The sequence below is a fragment of the Halomonas meridiana genome (assembly GCF_009846525.1).
Lineage (GTDB): Bacteria > Pseudomonadota > Gammaproteobacteria > Pseudomonadales > Halomonadaceae > Vreelandella.
Genome location: NZ_CP024621.1, coordinates 2,124,973 through 2,145,538 on the forward strand (window position 1 = coordinate 2,124,973; position 20,566 = coordinate 2,145,538).

Genomic DNA, 20,566 nt, shown 5'->3' on the forward strand with positions numbered 1-20,566 from the left:
TCAGGGAATACCGCGCCCTGGCTGCCTTTTTTATTGCGGAGCGGAAGGAGATACCCATGGCATTTAACTTTAACCGGTATGATCAAGAGAAAATTTCTGATGGCACATGGGAGGAAATCGATGGTGGGCAGTTCAAGATAGCCAAGAGCGGAAACCCTCGACATCTTGAAGCTATTGAGCGCATCGGAAAGGAGTTGCAAGAAAAGTGGCCAAATGGCGATATACCTGTCATTAAGCGAATCGAAGCTAAGGCGAAGGAGTTTGCTGAAGGTGTTCTACGCGACTGGAAGGAGGTTGCTAACACTGATGGTGATAGTGTTCCTTACAGCGTAGAAAACGCGACAACGCTTTTGATGAATGACGAGCCTCTGTATGAAGCTTTAATGCGCAAGTCGCGCGATATGGCTCGCTTTGAAAATAAGCGGATTGAATCACAGAAAAAAAAGCGGTAGCCGTGCTGGAGTACGACCTACGGGCGTCCGGGAAAGAAACCAAAATGGCCGCCATTGCCGCCAAGCTTGGCATGTCAAAACAAGCCGAGAGGCCAGACGCCGATGAGCGGACCCTGTTCTGGCTCGACACGTACTGGCTGGCGGCAAGAGGTCGTCCGCACACGCACGGCATCCCGCTGCCCTTGCCGCCGCTAGATATCATCGATCTGATTGAAAAGCTGGAGCTGCCAGCCGAAAGCGACGAGGCCGTGGCCGTGATATGCGCCATGGACGACGCCTGGATCCGCTGGAAAGACAGTCAGCAAAAGAAGCCTAGCAAAACCAAAGCCGCCCACTAAGGCGGTTTTTTTGTGCGCCATGCCCGGCTGAACATCCCCCCTACCCCTTAACCTCCCGATGCGCTACGATTATGAAAACCAAGGAGAAAGCCTATGAATCACCTGCATCAAGAAGGCTACAGGCCATAAAAACCCCGCCGGAGCGGGGTTGTGGTTAATCAGGCAAAGGATTGGTAGCTAAGAATCCATCGAAGCCAGTACTGCGCGCGGATGGAGAATGACGACTTCCGGCCAAGCATCATTCTCGCCGCCTCCCAATGCCCCTCCTCTGCCAAATCGGCAATGTAGAGAATGTGGCTCGCAATCGTTGCCTCTAGCTTGCGCATAGCCTCGTCTGGATTCTCGTGCTGGCATGCAAGCCCAAAATCAATGCAGTGGGCAACGTAAAGGCCTGAGTGTCGGCGGATAAAGCATCGCGGAAAATGCCTTCTTGTGATCATGGGGTTACCTGAAACCCCGCCGGAGCGGGGCTGGGTGGTTAGTGGCTAAAAATAACAGGGTAGGAAATTTGGCGGCCTAAAGCCTCCAGAATGCGGCTATGCACGCTGCTCAGATCGTCTAGCATACTACGCATGGCCTGCACTTCTGCCCGGCAAGCTCCAACGTCATAGCCAGCGGCGACGAGCTCGCCCAGCAGCATCAGAGTGGGAGAAACGCTATGGGCTGGATCGCCAGATACATGTTCAGGCCGCACGAATCGTGCTTGACGCCCCTTGCACCCCAAGGGCGGCTGATGCTTCCAGGCATAAGCCAGTCCTGAGTTAATTTCTGACCAGCGTTCGAGCGGGTAGTGAATTTCCAGGCTTTCGGCTTGATCCGGCAGCGCCGCCTGTGGGCTGCACAACTCCCCTTCCAGCACTTTGCGAGCAAAGGTGATGCCTAGCTCGATTTGTTCGTGAGTGGCATCTTGAATGCTTTCGAGTCCGAGATAGCCGTTAATCTCTCGCCATGCGCTGCTGTAGTCAGACGGATGACCGCGACGAGTGCGAGCATCGACGATGGTGTTGACCAGTTGCTTGAGTGGCGCGCGGTCCTGGGTGGTGGTTTTGCCGATACGCTTGGGGGTGTGGTCATTTTGAACACGGGTCAGCTTACCCATGCGGTAATCGAGAAACACCTGATTAACCTGTAGTTGAAAGCGAGCGCTAATCCATCCTGCGTAGCTGACAGCTAATAACTCATGAGCGTACGTGCCTCGGCTTGAACCGCCATGCTTTGAGCCGATTGCAGCAAAGCCCGATTTCGGGCTTTGGGATTCAAGCTCCTCAATAAGCTCTTTTGCCTGGGCTGTTACCGTCCATTTTGATGGGCGCTTATGCTCACCTTCTCCGCTGGCCTTATGGATAGCATTAAGGCTAAAACGACCATGCTCATCAGTTGTAATTTCATGCCCAGCGATAACGGGTAGCTGCGAAGATTCGGTTGCGATGTTAGAATTCATGTTGTCACCTTTCGTAGTGGTTTGGTCGACATTCGAGGCCTCAAGTGTTCCAGCACTTGGGGCTTCTTTCGTTTCAGGCTGGCTTTTGCTGCTCACGCTGCATCATCTCCCGTATTGCTTGGTTGGCTAGCCATGTCTTGCTTAGGCGTAGCTCTTTCGCCCGTTTCTCAAGCCAAGCATTTAGCTCTGGCTCAAGGCGGAGGTTGAATTGAGGATGTTGTCTGGTCATAAGGCACCCATATAGCTAATGGCTTTGTTTTTGCTGCATAGCTGAATGCTAGCTCATTGCTTCATTGGCAGCAATACCCTTTTGCTATATTTTTGCTGCATGAATGAAGAAACCGTACAGCTCAACTTAAAAGTGCCCGCCTCGTTGCGCGATCAACTGCGTGATGCGGCTGCGGCCAACCACCGTTCAATGACTGCTGAACTCATTTCCAGGGTGAGCATGTCGTTTGAATACGACACGCCTATAGATCGGGTTAACACACTGGAAACGAGGATCTTTGAGCTCGAAATGTTCCTGAAGAAACAGTTTCCAGATGAATACGAGCCATGGGAAAGGAGGCGGCGATGAAGCTTTTAGCAGCAGCCCTGGCGGCTTTGGCGTTTTTGGCAAGCAGCTCGGCTTACGCTGAGGCTATTGAAGATGTCGATGCTTTTGTGGAAGAACTTCCTGCCAGAATAGAGCTAGCTTCGTTTGCAGCGGAACGGTGTAGATCAGCCTTGCGGTCTAATGGTGACCCCTCTTCTAAGCACTGCATCGACCTTCTGGACAAACAGGCGGATGTTGTAATTATGATGCGCAATGCGATCATTTTTAGCGAGGAACGGCCTGGCGTACTCGACTCAAGGTTTGATCAGGATACCGTCATGCGAATGGATATGCAGCGTAGAGAGATTGATAGAGTAGTGAACATGATAATGATCGACTGAAATTTAAGCCTTAAATCACAGCCCCGCCATTGAGCGGGGTTTTTTATTTCATGGAGATAACCATGGCCTACAAAAGCACGCTCCATATCGCAATCGATAGTACAGGTGCCGAAAAGCAACTCAAGCGCTTAGAGGATCGGTTAGAGCTGACGGAGAAGTCCGGCAAGAAAACTTCAGGCTCCATCGGCAGGCTCACGGCCACAATGAAGGCGGCAGGCGGAGTCATGCTCGGACTTGGTGCTAGCGCTGGAGTCTTTACCGCTATTGCTCGTAACGCCGCCCAATCAGCCGCCGAGATCGACAATCTATCTCGCCTAGCCAACACCAATGCGCAGGATTTTCAGCGGTTAGCCTTCGCATCAAGCGCTTATGGGGTAGAGCAAGAAAAATTAGCCGATATTCTCAAGGACACCAACGATCGTGTTGGTGACTTCCTGAGTACCGGCGGCGGCGAGATGAAAGACTTCTTCGAGCAGATAGCGCCGCAGATCGGCATTACCGCTGAGGAGTTTCGCAACCTTTCCGGCCCTGAGGCGCTACAAAAATACTATGACGGCTTGCAGGCTGCGAACCTCAGTCAAGCTGAGATGACGTTTTACATGGAATCCGTGGCTGATGAAGCAACCGCCCTGATCCCATTGCTGCGCGATGGCGGAGCCGAGATGGATAGGCTAGGCAAAGAAGCGGACGACCTGAACGCCGTGCTTAGCAACATGGAAATCCAACGATTAAAGGATATTCGCGGCGAGTTTAGCCAGCTTGGGCAGCAACTTAGCACTGAAACTATGCGCGCCGTATCGCAATTTGACGAATTGTTCAAATCCTCACTGGAGGGAATTAGCACCGGCGTCAATAGCGTGGCACGCGGCTTCAACGTCTTTATGGATTCGTTTAGAGATGCCGAGGCGATGCGCAGCCTCACCGCTATCGATCAGCAGATAGCTGAGATTGAGGGGCGCTTAGCGGGCGGCACGGTCGGGTCGGGAGTTCTCGGAATGGGTGGCGGCACCTTTACTGAGACGGCTCTAGCCGCAGCAGGGGCATCCGCCACTATCAATGAGTTCAATGCTGAACTTATTACTCTGCGCGCCCGAAAAGAGGAGCTACAAAGGGGCGGCCCTGTGGTTGAAGAGCCAGAGATTGTATCAATCTCAAGGGCCACTGCTGGCACTTCTGAACTTGCTGACGCTATCAAAGACGTCCAGCAAGAAGCCGACCGCTTCGCCTCCACCCTACAATCCCTCACCGATCGTCTATTCCCCGTAGAGGCTGCGCAGCGCGCCTATCGAGAAGAGCAAGCCGCCCTCACCCGCGCATGGAACGAAGGGACCATTACCGCCGATCGCTACACCGAGGCCATGCTACGCCTGGAGCGTGCGCAGCTCAGCACGCAAACGGCAGCCGGTGCTTACGGTAGCGGCGGCGGCTTTGGCTCCGAGATCGGCAGCCGTGGCGGCGTGGGCGCACCGACTGACCCGCTGGCTGGTATTGGCGGCAACCAGGATAAAGACTACTGGCAGAAGTGGCTCGACAGCGCTGAAACTGCGCTGACCGACTTCGACCAGCTCGCTGCGAACACCGCCGAGAATTTCCAGCGCGGCTTTGGAAATGCGTTTGAGTCGATGGTATTTGACTCGGAGAGTACAGGTGATGCGGTTCGCAACATGTTCCAAGGCATTGCCAGAACCTTGGTCAACACCCTAGGCCAAATGGCTGCGCAGTGGCTCGCTTACCAGGCCGTGCAGCTTGCCATGGGCAAATCCTCGGAAGCGGCGGCGATAGGCTCAGCCGTAGCCACGGGCTCATCCATTGCAGCTGCTTATGCACCGGCGGCGGCGGCCGCCTCTCTTGCATCGTTTGGCGCAAACTCGGTGCCTGCGATGGCGGGAATGTCTGCCACATACGGATTGAGCAGCACGCTCGCTTTAACGGGATTCTCTAACGGCGGCTACACCGGACCTGGCGGCAAATACGACCCCGCTGGCATTGTCCACGCGGGTGAATTCGTCGTGCGCAAAGAGATGGTCGAGCGCCCTGGCGTGCTGGCGATGCTTGAAGGGTTGAACCGAGGCTATGCCAATGGCGGGTATGTTGGTTCTTCGCCCGCGGCGAGTGACAGGCTTGACAATTACCGCTCTGGCTCAATGAGAGAGGGAAGCCAGCCTGCTCTTGTGATCGAAAAGGCCGGCAACCACTACTCATTCCAAGGCAAGCCAGACAAGCAGACGATCAAGCTGATCGAGCAGGCCGAGGAGCGGGCATATCAACGAGTTCTCAGGGATGCTCGGAGAAATCTGGACATTAGACAAACGCTAGGCGTCTAAGGCCAGCTACCCCTTCTCAGCCCAGATTGCTTTCAGCTCGCTATCAAATGGCAAGACATTGCCTTCGAGGATGGCCTTGAATTTCTCTTTCGCCTTATCAATAGCTAGGCGACGAAGCTCTTCCCTGGAATCAATGTCGTTGGGTAATTCGACCGTCACGCTTACTTGCTCTGGGCGTTGCCCAAAGATGATCTTGGCTAGCAGCATGCCATCCTCATAAGACTGTTCAATTTCCAGCATCAGGCGCTCCTTATTCACGTTATCTAATCTGCATGGCGTTAATTCGCCGTGCGGTTAAGGAATATTAGCATGCAAGAGTGGCCCGGCGAGATTATCCCAAGCTCCATGAGCTGGAATATCGTCTCTAACAATTTCGCGTTCACGTCCCCCTTCACCAACTCACAGCAGATTGTTGGGCACCCCGGTGGATATTGGGAGTGCAGCATCGACTTGCCCCTGCTTGATCAACAGCAAGCTAGGCTCATGTCCTCCTTCATCCACTCGCTTCACGGCATGATGGGAACGTTCCGGCTGTATCCATGGAATCGGCGCCCTGCCCCTGCAGCCGGGATTGGCGTCGTTGATGGTGGAAGTCAAGCAGGCGGCCAGCTCATAGCGCGTGATTGGACGCCTAGTAAAACCGTGCTGCGCCGGGGTGATTACATCACGGTCAATGGGCAGCTGCTGGAAGTACTTGAGGACGTGGAGAGCAACGCCCAGGGTCAGGCAGTGATCCTTATTGCCCCATGGCTTCGCGTACCGCCCGCTGACGGCACGGCGATTAACTACCAGAACCCTTATGCTGTTATGCGATTAACCGAGGACGGCGCCGAAAGCTCTTATCAGGGCATTATTGGTAGTGCGTCACTTTCATGCCGGGAGGCGTTCTAATGATCAACTTCCCGTTTTCGGATTCAGTTATTGACCTCATGTCACGACCCACCGTCCGCATCGCCTATGCGGGCGAGCTCGACTTCAAGGAAGGTGTCGCTCGTTTTCACACAGGTACCGGGCCGCTAGTGATCAACGGGCAAACATACGAGGGCGTGGGCCAATTTGGCGATGTTGAGAGCGTCCCGGAACAGCTCAATAGTTCATCACCCATGTCGGTAACGTTGACGCTGTCAGGGATTGATGCCCAGGTTATGCGCGATACCCTGCAAGACCGATGCCGCGGTCGGCCTGGACGCCTGATGCTGGTGGCTTATGACGAGGACGGTAGTTATGCGGCTGATATTCTTTTCAGCGGGACCATGGATGCGGCAAGTATGAGCTACGGCGGGAATCAAGGTGAAAACGCGATTAGCGTGGAGCTGACGGATCGTATGGCGGACTGGCGGCGCGGCGGCACTGAGCGCTGGACGGACGAAAACCACCGTGCACGACATCAAGGGGACCGCTTCTTTGCCGTTGTGGCCCAGCTTGCTGAGTGGCCTATCTATTGGGGTGGCGCCAAAAACGCCCCTCCCTTCAAATATTCGGATTGATCTATGCGACATCGCGATTGGGCAACACGACTACATCAAGAAATACAGGCTGCTTCCGAGCGGCCTTTTTTGTGGGGTGAATTTGACTGCTGTCTTTTCGCGGCTGATTGCTGCGTGGCGGTTTGCGGTATTGACCCTGCTGCTGACTATCGCGGTCGTTACACCACTGAGACAGGCGCAAAACGCGTGCTTCTCAATACGCATGGAAGCCTTGAGGGCGCATGGGATGCCTGCTTTGAGCGTGTGCCGGTCGCCCTGCGGCAGCGTGGCGATGTGGTGTTGTTCACATCCGATTTTGGCCGCTGTGTTGGCGTAGTGTGGGCAGGTGCGATTTGGGCCGTCACCGAAGATGGTGTTGCCCGCGTGGCTGCCGACCCCGAGGTTTGCTGGAGAGTCGATAATGTCAAAGGCGGTTAAGTCAGTCACGAGAGCTGTAACCGGTGTTTTTGATGCCGTTTTAAAGCCTGTTCAGAAGGTCATCGGCAAGCTATTTGGCGTGCCTGATCTCCCAAGTGGCGGCGCTGGCAATTCGGCTAGCGAGCTAAAGCAGATTATTCGCAGCTCTAAAGAGCCAGCTCGCTATGTTTTTGGTCACATTGGGGTTGGCGGGCTGCAGCTATGGGCGCAAGAGCAAGATGGCGATCAAACTGAAGGTGAGGAGCTTTATCAGGTATTCGCTATTAGCGAGGGCGCTATTCACAGTCTAGATAATGTCTATCTTGACCAAGCGCCAATCAGCGAGACTGGCAGCCGTGCTAGCTATGCGCTGCTAAAGACGCCTACGGCTGCAGACACCTATCTGCTGACCAACTCCCCTGGCTGGCAAAGCAGCATGATCGGGCGCGGTTTATCTGCCGTCAGGCTCACGCTGCGCTACGATCCCGACTATTTTAGCTCTGGCTTGCCTACGCCTCTATTTGAGGTGCATGGGCGTAATGATGTGTATGACCCGCGCACCGAGACTAGCAGCTATAGCGATAACGTCGCCCTTGTGACGCTTTGGTATATCCGTAATCGGCTAGGCGTGCCCGATGATGAGATTCTATGGGAGTCGTTCATCGAAGCGGCGAATATTTGTGATGAAATTGTCACAAACCCTGACGGCAGCACAGAGCGCCGCTACACCATGGCGGGCGGCTTCAAGGCTGACGAGCGCAAAGACCGTGTTTTAGCTGACTTAGAGATGGCTTGCTCGGGCACCCTGCTCCGCATCGGCGGGAAGTTTGGGTTGCTAGTGGGCGCTTATTACGGCCCCTACGACTTCACTATTGATGAAAATATGGTGATTGGCCCTGTGTCTGGCCAGACCGAGGTTTCCCGCGCAGATGCAGTAAATACGATGCGCGGTAAATTCGTTGATCCATCGCAGCGCTGGGCTGAAACCGACTACCCTGCCGTAGTGGTTGACCAGTGGGTAGCCGAAGACGGCGGCCCGATTGAAGACAGTCTCGACCTACGTTTCGTCACGTCCGCCTTTCAAGCCCAGCGCCTCGCTAACATTGCACTACGCCGCAAGCGCGCAGGCGGCACCCTACGCATCCCCCTTAACTTTCGTGGCTATGCCTGTCGCCCGGGGCGCGTTATTCGCGTGAATCTGCCGACTATTAACGTCGATGGCGAGTTTCGTGTCGTTAACTGGGAATTCAGCGGCACCGAGGGCTGCATCGTTACGCTGGAACAGGAGGACGCGGCGATTTATGACGACGCCGTCGGCCAACCCTTCAACCCGTTCGGCTTCATCCAGCTACCCACGGGCGGCATCGGCTCGCCTACGGGCCTGCAGTACGTGCTCCAAAACGTTGGCGAGGTGATTCAAGGCCGTTTGGTGTGGAATCCGGTAGACGCCGCGCTGCACTACAACGTGGTGATCAAGCGAGAAGGCGTGGCCGTACAAGCCGCGCAAGTGCCCGCAGGCGTGGAGCGCTGCGACGTGGGCGGGCTGGAGGCTGGGAACTATACCGCTGAGGTGCGCGCGCGTGGGCGGTTGGGGCAGTCTGGCCCGGCGGTGGTGTCATTTGCCATCAACGTACCGCCGATGCCTGAAAGCGTCGGTATCTCTGCCGCTAACGACAGCATCACCCTGACGCCACGCCTCAGCGGTAGCCATGGCCGCGTGGAGTTCGAGTTCCGCTGGCACCCCACGCCGCTGCCGCTCAACCAGGTAGCCGCCAGTGCCGAGTATTTGAGCATCGGTGCCAGCTACACGCACACCGGGCTCACCTGGGGCACCGACTACCACTACTACGTGCGCAGTGTGAACGCCTACGGTGCCAGCCCCTGGCTCTACGTGCCTGCCTCTACCACTGCTGACGTCGAGCAGATCCTGCAAGGGCTCACTGGCCAGATTCGCGAAAGCGAGCTAAACCAAGCCCTACAGGAGCGTATCGACAAAATCGACGGCCCCGACACGCTCGACGGCAGCGTTGCCCAGCGTATCGCCGCCGAGGCCGAGCAGCGTAGCGAGGACGTCGAGACGGTGCGGAGCGAGCTGATCGACGGCTTTGAAGCCGAAGCGCTGGCCCGTGCCCAAGCCATCCAGCAGGAAACCGACAATCGCACGGTGGCCATTACCCAACTGAGCGAACAGGTAGAAACCGAGTTCGGGCTGCTGGGGTTAGAGATCAACGCCATTGCAGCGGCCTACGATGCCACGGCGGCGTCGATCTACACGATGACGCAAATCCGCATTAACGAAGCGGAAGTGGTCGCCACTCAGATCAACCAGCTGAGCGGGCGTGTAGAGGACAACGAATCGCTGATTCTGGACGAACGGCAGATTCGTACTAACCAGTACAGCAGCTTGGCCACGCAGGTAGGCATCCTCTCGGCACGGCTGGATGCCCGCCCATCGCTTAATAGCGGCTTTGAGCCGGGTGCGGATTTTAATGCCTGGAGCGCGACCAGCGGCAACGCCATTAGCGCGGTCACCAGCGGGGTGTATAGCGGGCTGCAATCGGCGCTGGTCACGTCTACCACCGCCAGCGCGAACCCTAACAGCGGTGGCGTTCGCCGCATTATCGCGCCGGAAACCGCCGCGGAGTTTGCGGGGCACGAGATCCGCCTAGCGGTGTATGCCAAACAGCCCGCCACCGGCGCGGCCGCAGAGTTCGCGCTGGCGTATCAGATTGCGGGCGAGTCGGTGCAGTGGCAGCGGTTTACGCCGGGCGCTGAGTGGGCGTTTTATGACGTAGTGATCGACGTACCCGAGGGCACCGGCGGCGCTCAGCACGCTGTGGCGATTTGGGGCAGCACTGCCGGTGGCGGTAACGGTGTGCAGGTCGACCGCCTGTTAGTCACGTTCGCGGAGACAGACATTCCCGAGGTCACCGCCGCTATTGAGCAGATACAGCAAGCGCTAGTCGATCAACAGCAGGCCGTGGCGCAAGAGCTGAGCGGCTTTGAAACGCAGCTCAACAGCAACAGCGCCGCTATTCAGGAGGAAATAACTACCCGCAGCACGTTAACCGACTCGCTCGCCACCAGCGTGCAGACCCTGCAGGCGCAAACCCAGGACAACACCGCCGCGATCATTGCCGAGCGCGACGCGTGGAGTAGCGAAACCAACGCCCTTGCTCAGCAGATTGAGCAGCTGGTCGCGGATCTAGGCGACGGCGGGGCAGCCTCGCTGGAAGAAGAGCGGCAGGTGCGGGCGAGTGAAGATGAATACCTGGCGTCTATTCAGCGGGTGCTTGCCGCTGCCGAGGGCGTCAACTCTGCCGCGTATCAGTTCCAGACCACTACCCGCATCACCGCCGAAGAAGCCGAAGCGCGCCGCAATGAGCAGCTGCAAGCGCAAATAGGCGACAACAAAGCCGCAATACAGAACGAAGCCAACGTGCGCGCGACAGCGCTCAGCGCGCAGGCGTCGCAGATCAGCGCCCTACAAAGCGCCGCCAGCGGCAATACCGCCGCGATTCAGCAAGAGGCTAGCACGCGGGCAGACCAGTACGGCGTACTTGCGCAGCAGATCAACACCGTTCAAGTGCAGTTCAATGAAGAGCTCGCCAGCGTTCAGCAGAACACCCAAGCGCAGTACAACGAAAACACCCAACGGCTGGAAGCGATGTGGACGCTGCGCATCGACAACGGCGGGCGGGTGTCGGGCTTTGGGTTAGCCGACGACGGCCAAGAGAGCCTGCTGGGATTCCGCGCCGACCGTATCTACTTCGCCCACCCCAACAGCGGCGACGAAGTTTTCCCCATGGTGCTGGATGGCGGTTCGGTCGTGATGAACGACGCGCTGATCAAGCAACTGCTGTTCACCAAGCTGCGCAGCTCAGACGGCACCTTGGTATTTAAAAACGGCAAGCTGCAGGCGTCGTACATCGCTGCTGATCAGCTCACGGTGAATTGGGCGCAGATTCAGAACGTCACTGTTCAGCGGGCGCAAATTGCCGATGCGGCTATCTCCGCCGCCAAGATTGGCATTGCAGAGGTGGACACCCTGCGAATCCAAGGGAACGCCGTCACGATTCCGCTGGCCGTGCAAAACGCTGGGGCTGTTCAGATTGCCCACGGCTCCACAGGGTTTAGCGGCTGGCAGCCGGTGGCCAACGTCAATACGGGCCGCGTGATGGATGGGGGAGGATCTGTGCAGGGGGTGGTGTTCGTCGCGTGGGAAACCTTCATGGACACCGACAGGCCTGGATCAGTGAGTGAAATGGAAGTCGAGCTATTCAGTAGCGTGACGGGCATCACACTGTTTCGGGGCGTGTATACCCACACCTATGGTAGCGCCCGTCGTGAATCGTTCACGCTCGATAGCCGACTGATCGGATTACCTGTATCTGGCACTGATTTACGACTACGTGCGCGGGCTAAAAGCAATGTGGGCGCCGGTATACATGACTACCGGGTGATTAACGCCCGTATCACTCTCATCATCACAAAACGGTGACCCATGAGCATGAGCACTAAGCATTTCCTGTTTTACGACGCCGATGGTCGCATCACTGCGCAATTCTCGGCACCTTCAGCGCGCTATGCGCGGCGGCAGGGCCAGCGTTACGCCCTGGCCAGCGGTCATGAGTCCGCCGCCACCCACTATGTGGACGTGGCTACCCGGCAGGTGCGGGCTAAGCGGACGCTCGACATCGATCAGCACGTTGAAGGCATGACCATCACGCTAGACGGCATACCCGCCGGTGTGACGGTGGCTACCAATGGCCAGCAAGCGGTAACCGATGGCACGCCGCTAGTTGTCACGTACGACCTTCCTGGCACATATGAAATCCGGTTAAGCGGCCATATCGAGTACCTAGATAGGGTGGAGGAGGTGACCGTTGACGACGCTTAACGCGCACACGTTCGCAAGCCGCGACGATGCCGAGAAACACTACCTGGCATTGATCGACAGCGCAGCCGCCACGGCGCGGTATATCGACCCCGCGCTGGCTGAGGTGTACCGGGAAAAATTGGCAGAGGCGAAAGCAGGCGGTGGGCCACGGCTCATTGCCGAAGCCGCCGCGCTGGGCATTGACGCTGAGACAGTGCTTAACGGAGTACTCAAAAACCACGAACAGCGGCAGCAGCATATCCACCGCATCGAGCTAGCCCGCATCACCGCCAAAGCCGCAGTGCGCAACGCCGCAAATGCTGCAGCTATGCACCGCATTTATCGAGAGTATCAGGAGGCGCTATGAGCGCAGAGCAGGATTTAGCCAACGCCAACGTGCAGATCGCGAACTTGATTGCAGAAGTGACGCGTTTCCGCGACGCGGCGATGGGCATCAACAACATCTGGCCGACAATCACCGAGGGGCGGAACAACACGGCGGATGGCAAGTATTTCTCGGTACCGGGCGATGGTGCTTACCTAAAGCTTTACCGCCGTGCCGGTACTAGCCAAACGCTGATCGCAGAGTTTCCCGATCGTGCTCAAGTGCAAAGCTTGATTGATACGTTGGGTGGGCGTGGGGTCGTGGGTGGTTCTGGGGATTTGATGGCTGTGGGGGCGTTTGGTTTGGGCTCTAACTCAGCACCAATATTACAAGATGCTGACAACAATGAAATGCAGATTGGATTGTATACTATTCGCAGCGGCGTCACGGTCGGCGGCTCCCCAATCGCCAATGGATTTCTATTCAATAATAAGTATACAAGTGGGCGTGTCTGTCATATATACGTAGACGAGTCAGTTAATCCAAGAGCTTTTTTGCGCACATACAATTCTGGAGCGGGCGGTTGGGGTCAGTCGTTCCAGTTTTATACAACACGTAATACCACAGTTGACAGCAACGGTTTCATCAAGGCTGCATCGCCCATTTTCCGCATCGCCAACAGCGCAGAGAGCGCGACCGACGAAAGCCATAATTTCACCGCCGCGGGAGCGGGCGCGGCAAATAGCCAAGCCCAAGGCGTCACTGCTTCACACAATGGCGTCGGATTTTACACCGTTGCAGGTTCTGTAGGCTTCGCTGCTAATGGCTGGACAGTTGAGATACCCCAGGACAGCAACGGCAATCGTTTGTGTGTTGTGGAAACTGAGCAAGCAGACGATGGCACTATCACTGTGCGCACGTTCTCCAAAAAGGTCGATTCAGCGACGGGTGATGTAGTAGCCGATCAGCCGATGGATATTCCCGAAGGGCGCTGGATCGATCTACGCCTGAGGATGCCGGAACCACCGACCAACGACCACCCCGACGACGCCCCAGAGCCACCCGCACCGTTGACACCAGAAGAACAGGAGCAGCAGCGCATCGAGCAGCTAGAACGCTGGCGGGCGAGTGCTTCTATCACACCTCGGCAGGCGCGTCTGGTGCTGGCGAAGCATGGGCTACTAACAGGCGTTACCGATGCCATCGCAGCGATTGAAGACGAGCAGCAGCGGCAGGTGGCAGAGATCGAGTGGGAGTATGCCACGACCATCGAGCGGGCAGCGCCGTGGGTGAACGATCTTTATGGATCGCTGGGGTTGACACCGGAGGGGGTGGACGAGCTTTTTAGAGAAGCGGCGTTGCTTTAGGGCGGCATCACGCAACCGCACACGGGCCGCGAAAGCGGTTTTTTTGTGCATGGAGGATTTATGATGACTTTCCTGATCGGCGCTGCGTGCGGTAGTTACGCGCGGTAAGGTAGCTCACGGGCATTCATCCCGATCTGCCCGCCGTTCGATAATCGCCACACGCCCTCGGTCATAAGGTCTCTGCGGCCGATCACATAGGCGATGCTACCCGGCTGGGTAAAATCCCCGGCCGGGTAAGCGCCGATGCACCGGCCTGAGTACAATTGGCCGCGGTGAATGACGTGAAAATCGATGAGGCCGTTCGGCAGCTTGTATTTGTCCAGCCGCTTCCAACCTCGTCGCTCAAGCGCTTTTCGCCATAGCGTCGCTTTATAGTCCACACCACGCCTGCCCTGACTGACCAGTAACATAGGGCAGCGCGTGCCCCGCCTCTAACATTTCATGCCCCACGTTCTCGCCGTCTGCCCATACCTCGGCAATGATGCGGAAAAACGAACCGCGCTCAATGCGGCGAAGCTCGACGACGTCAGTACTGCGCAGGCGCTCCACTAGATAGATGCGAGCGTTGGCGGCCAGCTCTCGCTCCCGCTCTTTCTCGGCTTCGGTGTCGCAGCGGCTTCTACGTTCCGGCGCATTAATGCCGCTAATCCGTATTTTGATCCGCTCGCCGATCACTGGCGGCCATTCGCTGATTGTGGCCGTGAAGGTGTCACCATCGTATACCGCGGCTACCTCGTCAACGCGAACGCTGCCGTAGTCGGCCTGGGCGATGGCTGGCAGCAACGCTGTGAGCAAGATGGCGCAGCGGCGCATCACCCCTCCTCTGCCGTATCGGCGTAAACAATCTAACCTGCTATGCCCAAGCATAGCGCGTGAGACTGCCCGTGTGACCCGAATGTGACCCGTTGACGATATACATACTGCCGATTGTGACCTAGCAACCCCTATCTGTCACACTTGCCGATTGCGCCCGGCGCGTAAGTGTTTGACGTTGATAGCTTTATGGTTTATCTTTCGTAGCGCTATCAGATTTAGGTTCTAGTGCCGTAAGGTGTGGGAGTTCGAGTCTCCCCATCCGCACCAATTTGATTTAAAGCGTAACACCTCAATCAATTCGGCAGCTTTTAGCTGACCGATTTTTTTTGTTTTTAACTTCCCCATTTTGATCTAACTAGCTGACTCGGCCCTCTTTTTACGCTACGTTATCGATCTTTATACGCCGCTTAATTTGAGAAGGATCTCAATGATGGAATGGCTGAACGACAACGCTCAGGCAATTTCTGCAGTGACAAGCATCTGCACGCTGTTGGTGTGGGTATTTTACGCGCAGCTGCTTTATAACGGCTACGTTCGTCAGCGTCGACCTCGTATTATCGTCAACCGAGGTAAAGGCGTGGGCACTAACGCGCTGTGCTTGATTAGTAACATGAGCAGCGAGGCCATCTATATTCAGCATTTGGTTGCCGTACTGCATACTCATGAAGGGGTGTACGAGCTGGACGTCGTCGAGTACCAGCAGCAAAGTGGCGACGACGATGAGGCATGCTACCGCACTCACCAAGGCCCTTTGGCATCGGGCGACTATTTGCACATTCAATCCTTCGGTTCGATCGTCGATCAGATCGCTCAGCATTGGCAGCTAGATCAAGACGCACTGCATCGCCAAACGCCCGAGCTTGAGATACGAGTGATCGCCATTTATGGCTCGGAGGATATGCCAGTAGGCGCCTCGCGGCGTTTTGCCTTGGACTTGAACGCCAGCCCGCTCCATCAGCTCACTCCGTTAAAAGTCGATACCGAACGCATGAACAGCCGAAAGGACCGCAAGCGAGTGCTGAAGTGGGCAAAAGCCATCGAAATGCATAAAGCACAATAATGCGTGCACATAATTAAAACGTTGGGGACGACCTTATGAAACCAGTCATTGCGTTTATCTGCCTTGGCGCACTTGCCTCCCTGTCGCTTGATATCTATGCCGCCGAGGAAGATAGCGATTTACCGGACTGGGCCGAAGAGCGGGTAGAACCTTTCCGCACCCGCGTTGGCAACTGGGTCGACAACACCTCTCGCAATATTGATGCTTTTTTTGGCGGCGACCAGTCGGCCACGGTCGAAAATAAATCCTACCTTCGATTAGGCCAGGAAATCGATTGGATGGAGGGCGACGGGACCAGCGGTGACATCAGCGTTCGCTATCGAATCGACCTCCCCACTACCGAAGAGCGCCTTAGGCTTGTGGTAGAGAGCGATCCAGAAGAGTCACAGGGCACACTAGCGGAGCAAGGCTCTGGGCGACTCTACAACGATCAACAAGACCGCAGCACTTCGACGTTTGGTCTGGATTGGCTTGAAAGCCGGGACAAACGAGAAAACTGGAGCAACCGGATAGGCGCGGGAATTCGTCTGCGCATGCCGCTCGACCCCTATGTGCGCTTTACCAGTGAACGGTTATGGGACCTTGGCGACGGGCCCTGGCAACTCGAATCGTTCAACCGCGTTTCCTGGTTCAACAATGAGGGCTACTCTGCGCGCACGACCTGGGATGTCGGTCGGCCGCTGTCCGCCAACCGACACCTGCGCTTCATCACCACCGTGCAATGGCGAGAGGAAGAAGACAAGCTGGAGTATAGCGAAGTCGCTCAGCTCAACCAGCGCCTCAACGACCGCAGCGCGCTGCGCTACTCGGCCATCGCCATTGGCGAAAGTGCTTCTAATCCCCGCATGACCAACTACTACTTACAAACTCGCTATCGCCGGGATATCCATAAAGGCATTCTCTTTGGCGATGTGATTCCAGAGCTGCATTTTCAACGCGAGGATAGCTACGATCCTCGCTGGGCAATGACACTGCGTTTGGAAATGTACTTCCAGCGTGACATCCAACGTGACTACTTCCACTTCTAAGCGCCATCATCAGCGATGATAAGCGACTCTATAGCCGCAACCCCCCGTCACACTCGATGATGCGCGCAGTGAAATAGTCGTTCTCGAAAATGAAACCGACGCTTTGCGCAATGTGGTCCGGCTCGCCCAACTGTTGCAACGGGACGCTCGACGCGATTTTTTCCAACATATCGGGCCGCATAGAAGCGGTCATATCGGTGTCGATAAAGCCCGGTGCCACCGTGCCAGTACGAATCCCGTAGCGTGCCAACTCTTTGCCCCACGTTACGGTCAGAGCGTGCACTCCGGCCTTTGCTGCGGCGTAGTTGCTTTGCCCCATATTGCCCGCGCGGGAAATGCTGGAAATATTGACGATAACACCCTCATGCCCCGCCTCGATCATCTGCGTGGCCGCCTCACGACCGCATAAGAATACGCCCGTTAAGTTGACGTCTAGTACTCTTTTCCACGAGGAGAGCGTCATGCGCTTTTCCACGCGCCCCTCTTTGGCTTTGATCAGTAGGCCATCATCGGTAATACCAGCATTGTTCACGCAGCCGCTAATGGGACCCATGCGCTCGGCGATATCCGCAAACCCACGCTCGACAGAGGCCTCATCGGCCACGTTGACCACGAACGCCTGAGCCGTCAGGCCCTCGGCGCCCAAGGCGGACACCGCATCATCCAGAGCCTCAGCACTCCTATCCAGTAACGCCACGTGGGCACCCTGCCTGCCCAGTCGTTGCGCGATGGCAAATCCTAGCCCTCGTGCTCCACCCGTAATGGCAATGACTCTGTTATCCACTCGCATTTTTCTCTCTCCTTATGCAGGTTTATCCGCAACATTGCCGTCCACCAGCTCGCCCAAAACACTTTTTGCATTGCAGCATAGAAGAGCCCGCTATGAATATCGAGCGTTTAAGGCCGGCAGTGACCTCTCAGAACGGCTTGTTTTTTATATTTCTGTCACCATATTGAGCAATTACGCCTGTTTTGGAGTTGGCTATGCCCATTCTTCTCTTTATATCGCTCTTTACGCTAATGGACTTTGTGCTGCTTTTCTCAGTCGGCAGCCAGATAGGCTTATTGAGCACCCTGATCTTGGTGTTAGGCACCGGTTTCATCGGCCTTCATCTGATTCGAAAAGAAGGTGTTTCCACCTTTGCACGCGCCCGACAGCGGATGCAAATGGGTGAAATACCCTCTCAGGAGCTACTGACTGGCGCTGCCCTCATCTTTGGTGGCGCCCTTTTGCTTGCCCCAGGGTTTCTGTCCGATGCGCTGGGTATCGCATGCTTGATTCCCAATGCTCGACAACTGCTCATGAAAGCGCTCACTTGGGTGGGGTTAAAAGGCGCTGCTACCAAGCAGCACACCTATCAACGTGGCGCCTCGGGCTGGGACGCATCCGGTGAGAAGCCTTCGTCAAACGGCCAAGAGGGCCCTATCGAGGGCGAGTTTATTAGTGGTGATGACGATTCGCGCCGCCGCTAAACCCTCCCTTTCATCTCTAGGGTGGCTGGTAATTTTTTTCTTATCCACCCCTTGAAAGGTGTTGGCTAGCCCCCACTTTTGAGTCAGCACACAGGTTCGGCGAAAGCTTCGCTTTCGCCATTGACATGAAGGCATGATGCCTTCGCTTTCCGAGGGCTTGGCCCGCGGAAATCACTTTAAGCTAACTGCCCTTTTAGGGCTTTGACGATACTCAGGAGAACGTGAGCATGAATATCCGTCCTTTGCACGATCGCGTCGTGATCCGTCGCGTGGAAGAAGAGCAGAAAACCGCTGGCGGCATCGTGCTACCGGGTAATGCACAGGAAAAACCCACGCGTGGCGAAATCCTGGCCGTTGGTAATGGCCGCATTCTCGATAACGGGGACGTACGCCCGCTGGACGTGAAAGTTGGCGATACGGTGATTTTCAAAGACGGCTACGGCGTTGAGAAGCAAAAAATCAACGGCGAAGAAGTTCTGATCATGAGCGAAGCCGATATCCTGGCCGTCGTTGAAGGCTAATCCGCCTCGGCTAATTACTTTCCCATTTTATTTCAATTGTTAGGAAGTAACGAACATGGCAGCTAAGCAAGTTAAGTTCTCTGATGACGCTCGCAAACGTATGGCGCGTGGCGTCGATATCCTGGCCAACGCCGTTAAAGTCACGCTGGGCCCGAAAGGCCGCAACGTGGTATTGGACAAATCCTTCGGCGCACCGACCGTGACTAAAGACGGTGTCTCGGTTGCGAAAGAGATCGAACTGAAAGACAAGTTCGAGAACATGGGCGCCCAGATGGTCAAAGAAGTGGCGTCTAAAACGTCTGACGCCGCAGGTGACGGTACCACCACGGCGACCGTTCTGGCTCAAGCGATTGTCGCGGAAGGCCTGAAAGGCGTTACGGCCGGTATGAACCCGATGGATCTGAAACGCGGTATCGACCAGGCGGTCGCCGCGGCGGTAAAAGAGATCCAGGCGATGTCCGTACCCTGCACCGACACCAAATCCATTGCCCAGGTAGGTACTATCTCTGCCAACGGCGACAAGCGCATTGGCGAAATCATCGCCGAAGCGATGGAAAAAGTCGGTAAAGAAGGCGTCATCACCGTTGATGAAGGTCGCGGCTTTGAAGACGAGCTTGAAGTGGTTGAAGGCATGCAGTTCGACCGCGGCTACCTCTCGCCCTACTTCGTCACCAACCAAGACACCATGACCGTCGAGTTGGAAGATCCGTACATCCTGCTCGTCGACAAGAAGATCTCCAACATTCGCGAACTACTGCCGGTGCTGGAAGCCGTTGCCAAGCAAGGCAAGCCGCTGGCCATCATCGCTGAAGATATCGAAGGCGAAGCGCTGGCGACGCTGGTCGTGAACAACATGCGCGGTATCGTGAAAGTTGCGGCTGCCAAAGCACCTGGCTTCGGCGACCGTCGCAAAGCGATGCTGCAGGATATCGCTATCCTGACCAACGGCACCGTGATCTCCGAAGAAGTAGGTCTGACCCTTGAGCAGGCAAACCTGGATCACCTGGGTACTGCCAAGCGTATGACCATGTCTAAAGAGAACACCACCATCATCGATGGCGCAGGTGCTGAAGACGACATCGAAGCGCGCGTTAATCAAATCCGCGCGCAAATCGAAGAAACCTCTTCTGACTACGACAAAGAGAAGCTGCAAGAGCGCGTTGCCAAACTGGCAGGCGGCGTTGCCGTCATCCGCGTCGGTGCAGCAACTGAAGTCGAAATGAAAGAGAAGAAAGCCCGTGTTGAAGATGCCCTGCACTCAACTCGCGCTGCCGTAGAAGAAGGCGTCGTACCTGGTGGCGGTACTGCCCTGGTACGCGTGATGGCCAAAGTACAAGGCCTGACCGGTGACAACGAAGACCAGAACCACGGTATCAACATGGCGCTTCGTGCCATGCAGGCACCGCTGCGTCAGATCGTCACCAACGCTGGTGAAGAAGCTGCTGTGGTCATCAACCGCGTGAAAGATGGCGAAGGTAACTTCGGCTACAACGCACAAACCAGCGAATACGGCGACCTGTTCGAAATGGGCGTACTGGATCCGGCGAAAGTGACCCGCACTGCGCTGCAGTCTGCTGGTTCCGTCGCTGGACTGATGATCACCACCGAGTGCATGATCGCCGACGACCCGGAAGAGAAAGAAGCTGCCCCGGATATGGGTGGCATGGGCGGAATGGGTGGCATGGGCGGCATGATGTAATGCACCCATGAGCCTAACGCTCTG

22 protein-coding genes are annotated in these 20,566 nt (G+C 56.2%); 17 read left to right on the forward strand and 5 right to left on the reverse strand.

Translation table 11 applies throughout. The features are described 5' to 3' along the window. Positions 1–56 precede the first annotated feature (56 nt). Together CTT34_RS10350 and CTT34_RS10355 are read left to right on the forward strand one after the other, a co-directional pair. Entirely contained in the window at positions 57–452 is a 396-nt protein-coding gene (locus tag CTT34_RS10350; RefSeq protein ID WP_159342366.1) for a hypothetical protein, read from the forward strand. Positions 453–496: 44 nt separating this feature from the next. After that, the gene (locus CTT34_RS10355; protein WP_159342367.1) at positions 497–790 is read left to right on the forward strand and encodes a hypothetical protein; all 294 of its coding nucleotides are present in this window, start codon (positions 497–499) and stop codon (positions 788–790) included. A 478-nt stretch (positions 791–1,268) separates the two neighbouring features. Here CTT34_RS10355 and CTT34_RS10360 read toward each other — a convergent pair whose 3' ends face one another. Next, the gene (locus tag CTT34_RS10360) at positions 1,269–2,231 is read right to left on the reverse strand and encodes a KilA-N domain-containing protein (RefSeq protein WP_159342368.1); all 963 of its coding nucleotides are present in this window, start codon (positions 2,229–2,231) and stop codon (positions 1,269–1,271) included. A 328-nt stretch (positions 2,232–2,559) separates the two neighbouring features. On the opposite strand from CTT34_RS10360, the gene CTT34_RS10365 reads away from it, so the two are divergent. The 3 genes from CTT34_RS10365 to CTT34_RS10375 all read left to right on the forward strand — a co-directional run bounded on the left by CTT34_RS10365 (position 2,560) and on the right by CTT34_RS10375 (position 5,491). After that, positions 2,560–2,808 carry an Arc family DNA-binding protein gene (locus CTT34_RS10365; protein WP_159342369.1) on the forward strand — a complete coding sequence of 83 codons (249 nt, stop codon included), beginning with the start codon at positions 2,560–2,562 and terminating at the stop codon, positions 2,806–2,808. After that, positions 2,805–3,167 carry a hypothetical protein gene (locus CTT34_RS10370; RefSeq protein ID WP_159342370.1) on the forward strand — a complete coding sequence of 121 codons (363 nt, stop codon included), beginning with the start codon at positions 2,805–2,807 and terminating at the stop codon, positions 3,165–3,167. The genes CTT34_RS10365 and CTT34_RS10370 overlap by 4 nt, the downstream gene beginning before the upstream one ends. 62 nt (positions 3,168–3,229) lie before the next feature. After that, positions 3,230–5,491 carry a phage tail tape measure protein gene (locus CTT34_RS10375; RefSeq protein ID WP_159342371.1) on the forward strand — a complete coding sequence of 754 codons (2,262 nt, stop codon included), beginning with the start codon at positions 3,230–3,232 and terminating at the stop codon, positions 5,489–5,491. 6 nt (positions 5,492–5,497) lie between these two features. On the opposite strand, the gene CTT34_RS10380 is transcribed toward CTT34_RS10375, so the two are convergent. Beyond that, positions 5,498–5,731: a hypothetical protein gene (locus tag CTT34_RS10380; RefSeq protein WP_159342372.1), complete on the reverse strand. Its 234-nt coding sequence runs from the start codon at positions 5,729–5,731 to the stop codon at positions 5,498–5,500. Between the two features lie 69 nt (positions 5,732–5,800). On the opposite strand from CTT34_RS10380, the gene CTT34_RS10385 reads away from it, so the two are divergent. From CTT34_RS10385 to CTT34_RS10415, 7 genes are all read left to right on the forward strand, one after another. Further along, the gene (locus tag CTT34_RS10385; RefSeq protein WP_159342373.1) at positions 5,801–6,382 is read left to right on the forward strand and encodes a hypothetical protein; all 582 of its coding nucleotides are present in this window, start codon (positions 5,801–5,803) and stop codon (positions 6,380–6,382) included. Further along, a complete protein-coding gene (locus tag CTT34_RS10390) occupies positions 6,382–6,978 on the forward strand; it encodes a hypothetical protein (RefSeq protein ID WP_217352956.1) in 597 nt (198 codons plus the stop codon). The genes CTT34_RS10385 and CTT34_RS10390 overlap by 1 nt, the downstream gene beginning before the upstream one ends. Positions 6,979–6,981: 3 nt before the next feature. Next, positions 6,982–7,395, forward strand: a complete 414-nt coding sequence (locus CTT34_RS18670; protein WP_390620228.1) for a DUF6950 family protein — start codon at positions 6,982–6,984, stop codon at positions 7,393–7,395. Between the two features lie 79 nt (positions 7,396–7,474). Continuing rightward, positions 7,475–11,875: a phage tail tip protein J-related protein gene (locus CTT34_RS10400; protein ID WP_159342376.1), complete on the forward strand. Its 4,401-nt coding sequence runs from the start codon at positions 7,475–7,477 to the stop codon at positions 11,873–11,875. Positions 11,876–11,884: 9 nt separating this feature from the next. Next, the gene (locus CTT34_RS10405) at positions 11,885–12,274 is read left to right on the forward strand and encodes a peptidase associated/transthyretin-like domain-containing protein (RefSeq protein ID WP_159342377.1); all 390 of its coding nucleotides are present in this window, start codon (positions 11,885–11,887) and stop codon (positions 12,272–12,274) included. After that, positions 12,261–12,620, forward strand: coding sequence for a hypothetical protein (locus CTT34_RS10410; protein WP_159342378.1), 360 nt, complete (start codon positions 12,261–12,263; stop codon positions 12,618–12,620). Before CTT34_RS10405 ends, CTT34_RS10410 begins: the two co-directional genes overlap by 14 nt. Beyond that, positions 12,617–13,945: a phage tail fiber protein gene (locus CTT34_RS10415; RefSeq protein ID WP_159342379.1), complete on the forward strand. Its 1,329-nt coding sequence runs from the start codon at positions 12,617–12,619 to the stop codon at positions 13,943–13,945. Before CTT34_RS10410 ends, CTT34_RS10415 begins: the two co-directional genes overlap by 4 nt. 95 nt (positions 13,946–14,040) lie before the next feature. Here the strand turns inward: CTT34_RS10415 and CTT34_RS10420 are convergent, their stop codons facing one another. Together CTT34_RS10420 and CTT34_RS10425 are read right to left on the reverse strand one after the other, a co-directional pair. Further along, on the reverse strand, positions 14,041–14,325 hold the full coding sequence (locus tag CTT34_RS10420) for a hypothetical protein (protein WP_159342380.1): 285 nt from the start codon (positions 14,323–14,325) through the stop codon (positions 14,041–14,043). Beyond that, a complete protein-coding gene (locus CTT34_RS10425; protein WP_159342381.1) occupies positions 14,315–14,758 on the reverse strand; it encodes a thermonuclease family protein in 444 nt (147 codons plus the stop codon). Before CTT34_RS10425 ends, CTT34_RS10420 begins: the two co-directional genes overlap by 11 nt. A gap of 433 nt (positions 14,759–15,191) precedes the next feature. Here CTT34_RS10425 and CTT34_RS10430 point away from each other — a divergent pair, with 433 nt between their 5' ends. Next, a complete protein-coding gene (locus CTT34_RS10430; RefSeq protein WP_159343757.1) occupies positions 15,192–15,821 on the forward strand; it encodes a hypothetical protein in 630 nt (209 codons plus the stop codon). Positions 15,822–15,856: 35 nt separating this feature from the next. Further along, positions 15,857–16,849, forward strand: coding sequence for a hypothetical protein (locus tag CTT34_RS10435; protein ID WP_159342382.1), 993 nt, complete (start codon positions 15,857–15,859; stop codon positions 16,847–16,849). A 28-nt stretch (positions 16,850–16,877) separates the two neighbouring features. Here the strand turns inward: CTT34_RS10435 and CTT34_RS10440 are convergent, their stop codons facing one another. Continuing rightward, positions 16,878–17,639 carry an SDR family oxidoreductase gene (locus tag CTT34_RS10440; RefSeq protein ID WP_159342383.1) on the reverse strand — a complete coding sequence of 254 codons (762 nt, stop codon included), beginning with the start codon at positions 17,637–17,639 and terminating at the stop codon, positions 16,878–16,880. A gap of 194 nt (positions 17,640–17,833) precedes the next feature. Here CTT34_RS10440 and CTT34_RS10445 point away from each other — a divergent pair, with 194 nt between their 5' ends. The 3 genes from CTT34_RS10445 to groL all read left to right on the forward strand — a co-directional run bounded on the left by CTT34_RS10445 (position 17,834) and on the right by groL (position 20,542). Further along, a complete protein-coding gene (locus CTT34_RS10445; RefSeq protein ID WP_159342384.1) occupies positions 17,834–18,322 on the forward strand; it encodes an FxsA family protein in 489 nt (162 codons plus the stop codon). Between the two features lie 227 nt (positions 18,323–18,549). Then, positions 18,550–18,843 (forward strand): co-chaperone GroES, encoded by a 294-nt coding sequence (locus CTT34_RS10450; RefSeq protein ID WP_044628009.1) that lies wholly within the window; start codon positions 18,550–18,552, stop codon positions 18,841–18,843. Positions 18,844–18,898: 55 nt separating this feature from the next. Next, complete coding sequence (gene groL / locus CTT34_RS10455) at positions 18,899–20,542, forward strand: chaperonin GroEL (RefSeq protein ID WP_137092879.1); 1,644 nt, start codon at positions 18,899–18,901, stop codon at positions 20,540–20,542. The last annotated feature ends 24 nt before the right edge of the window (positions 20,543–20,566 follow it).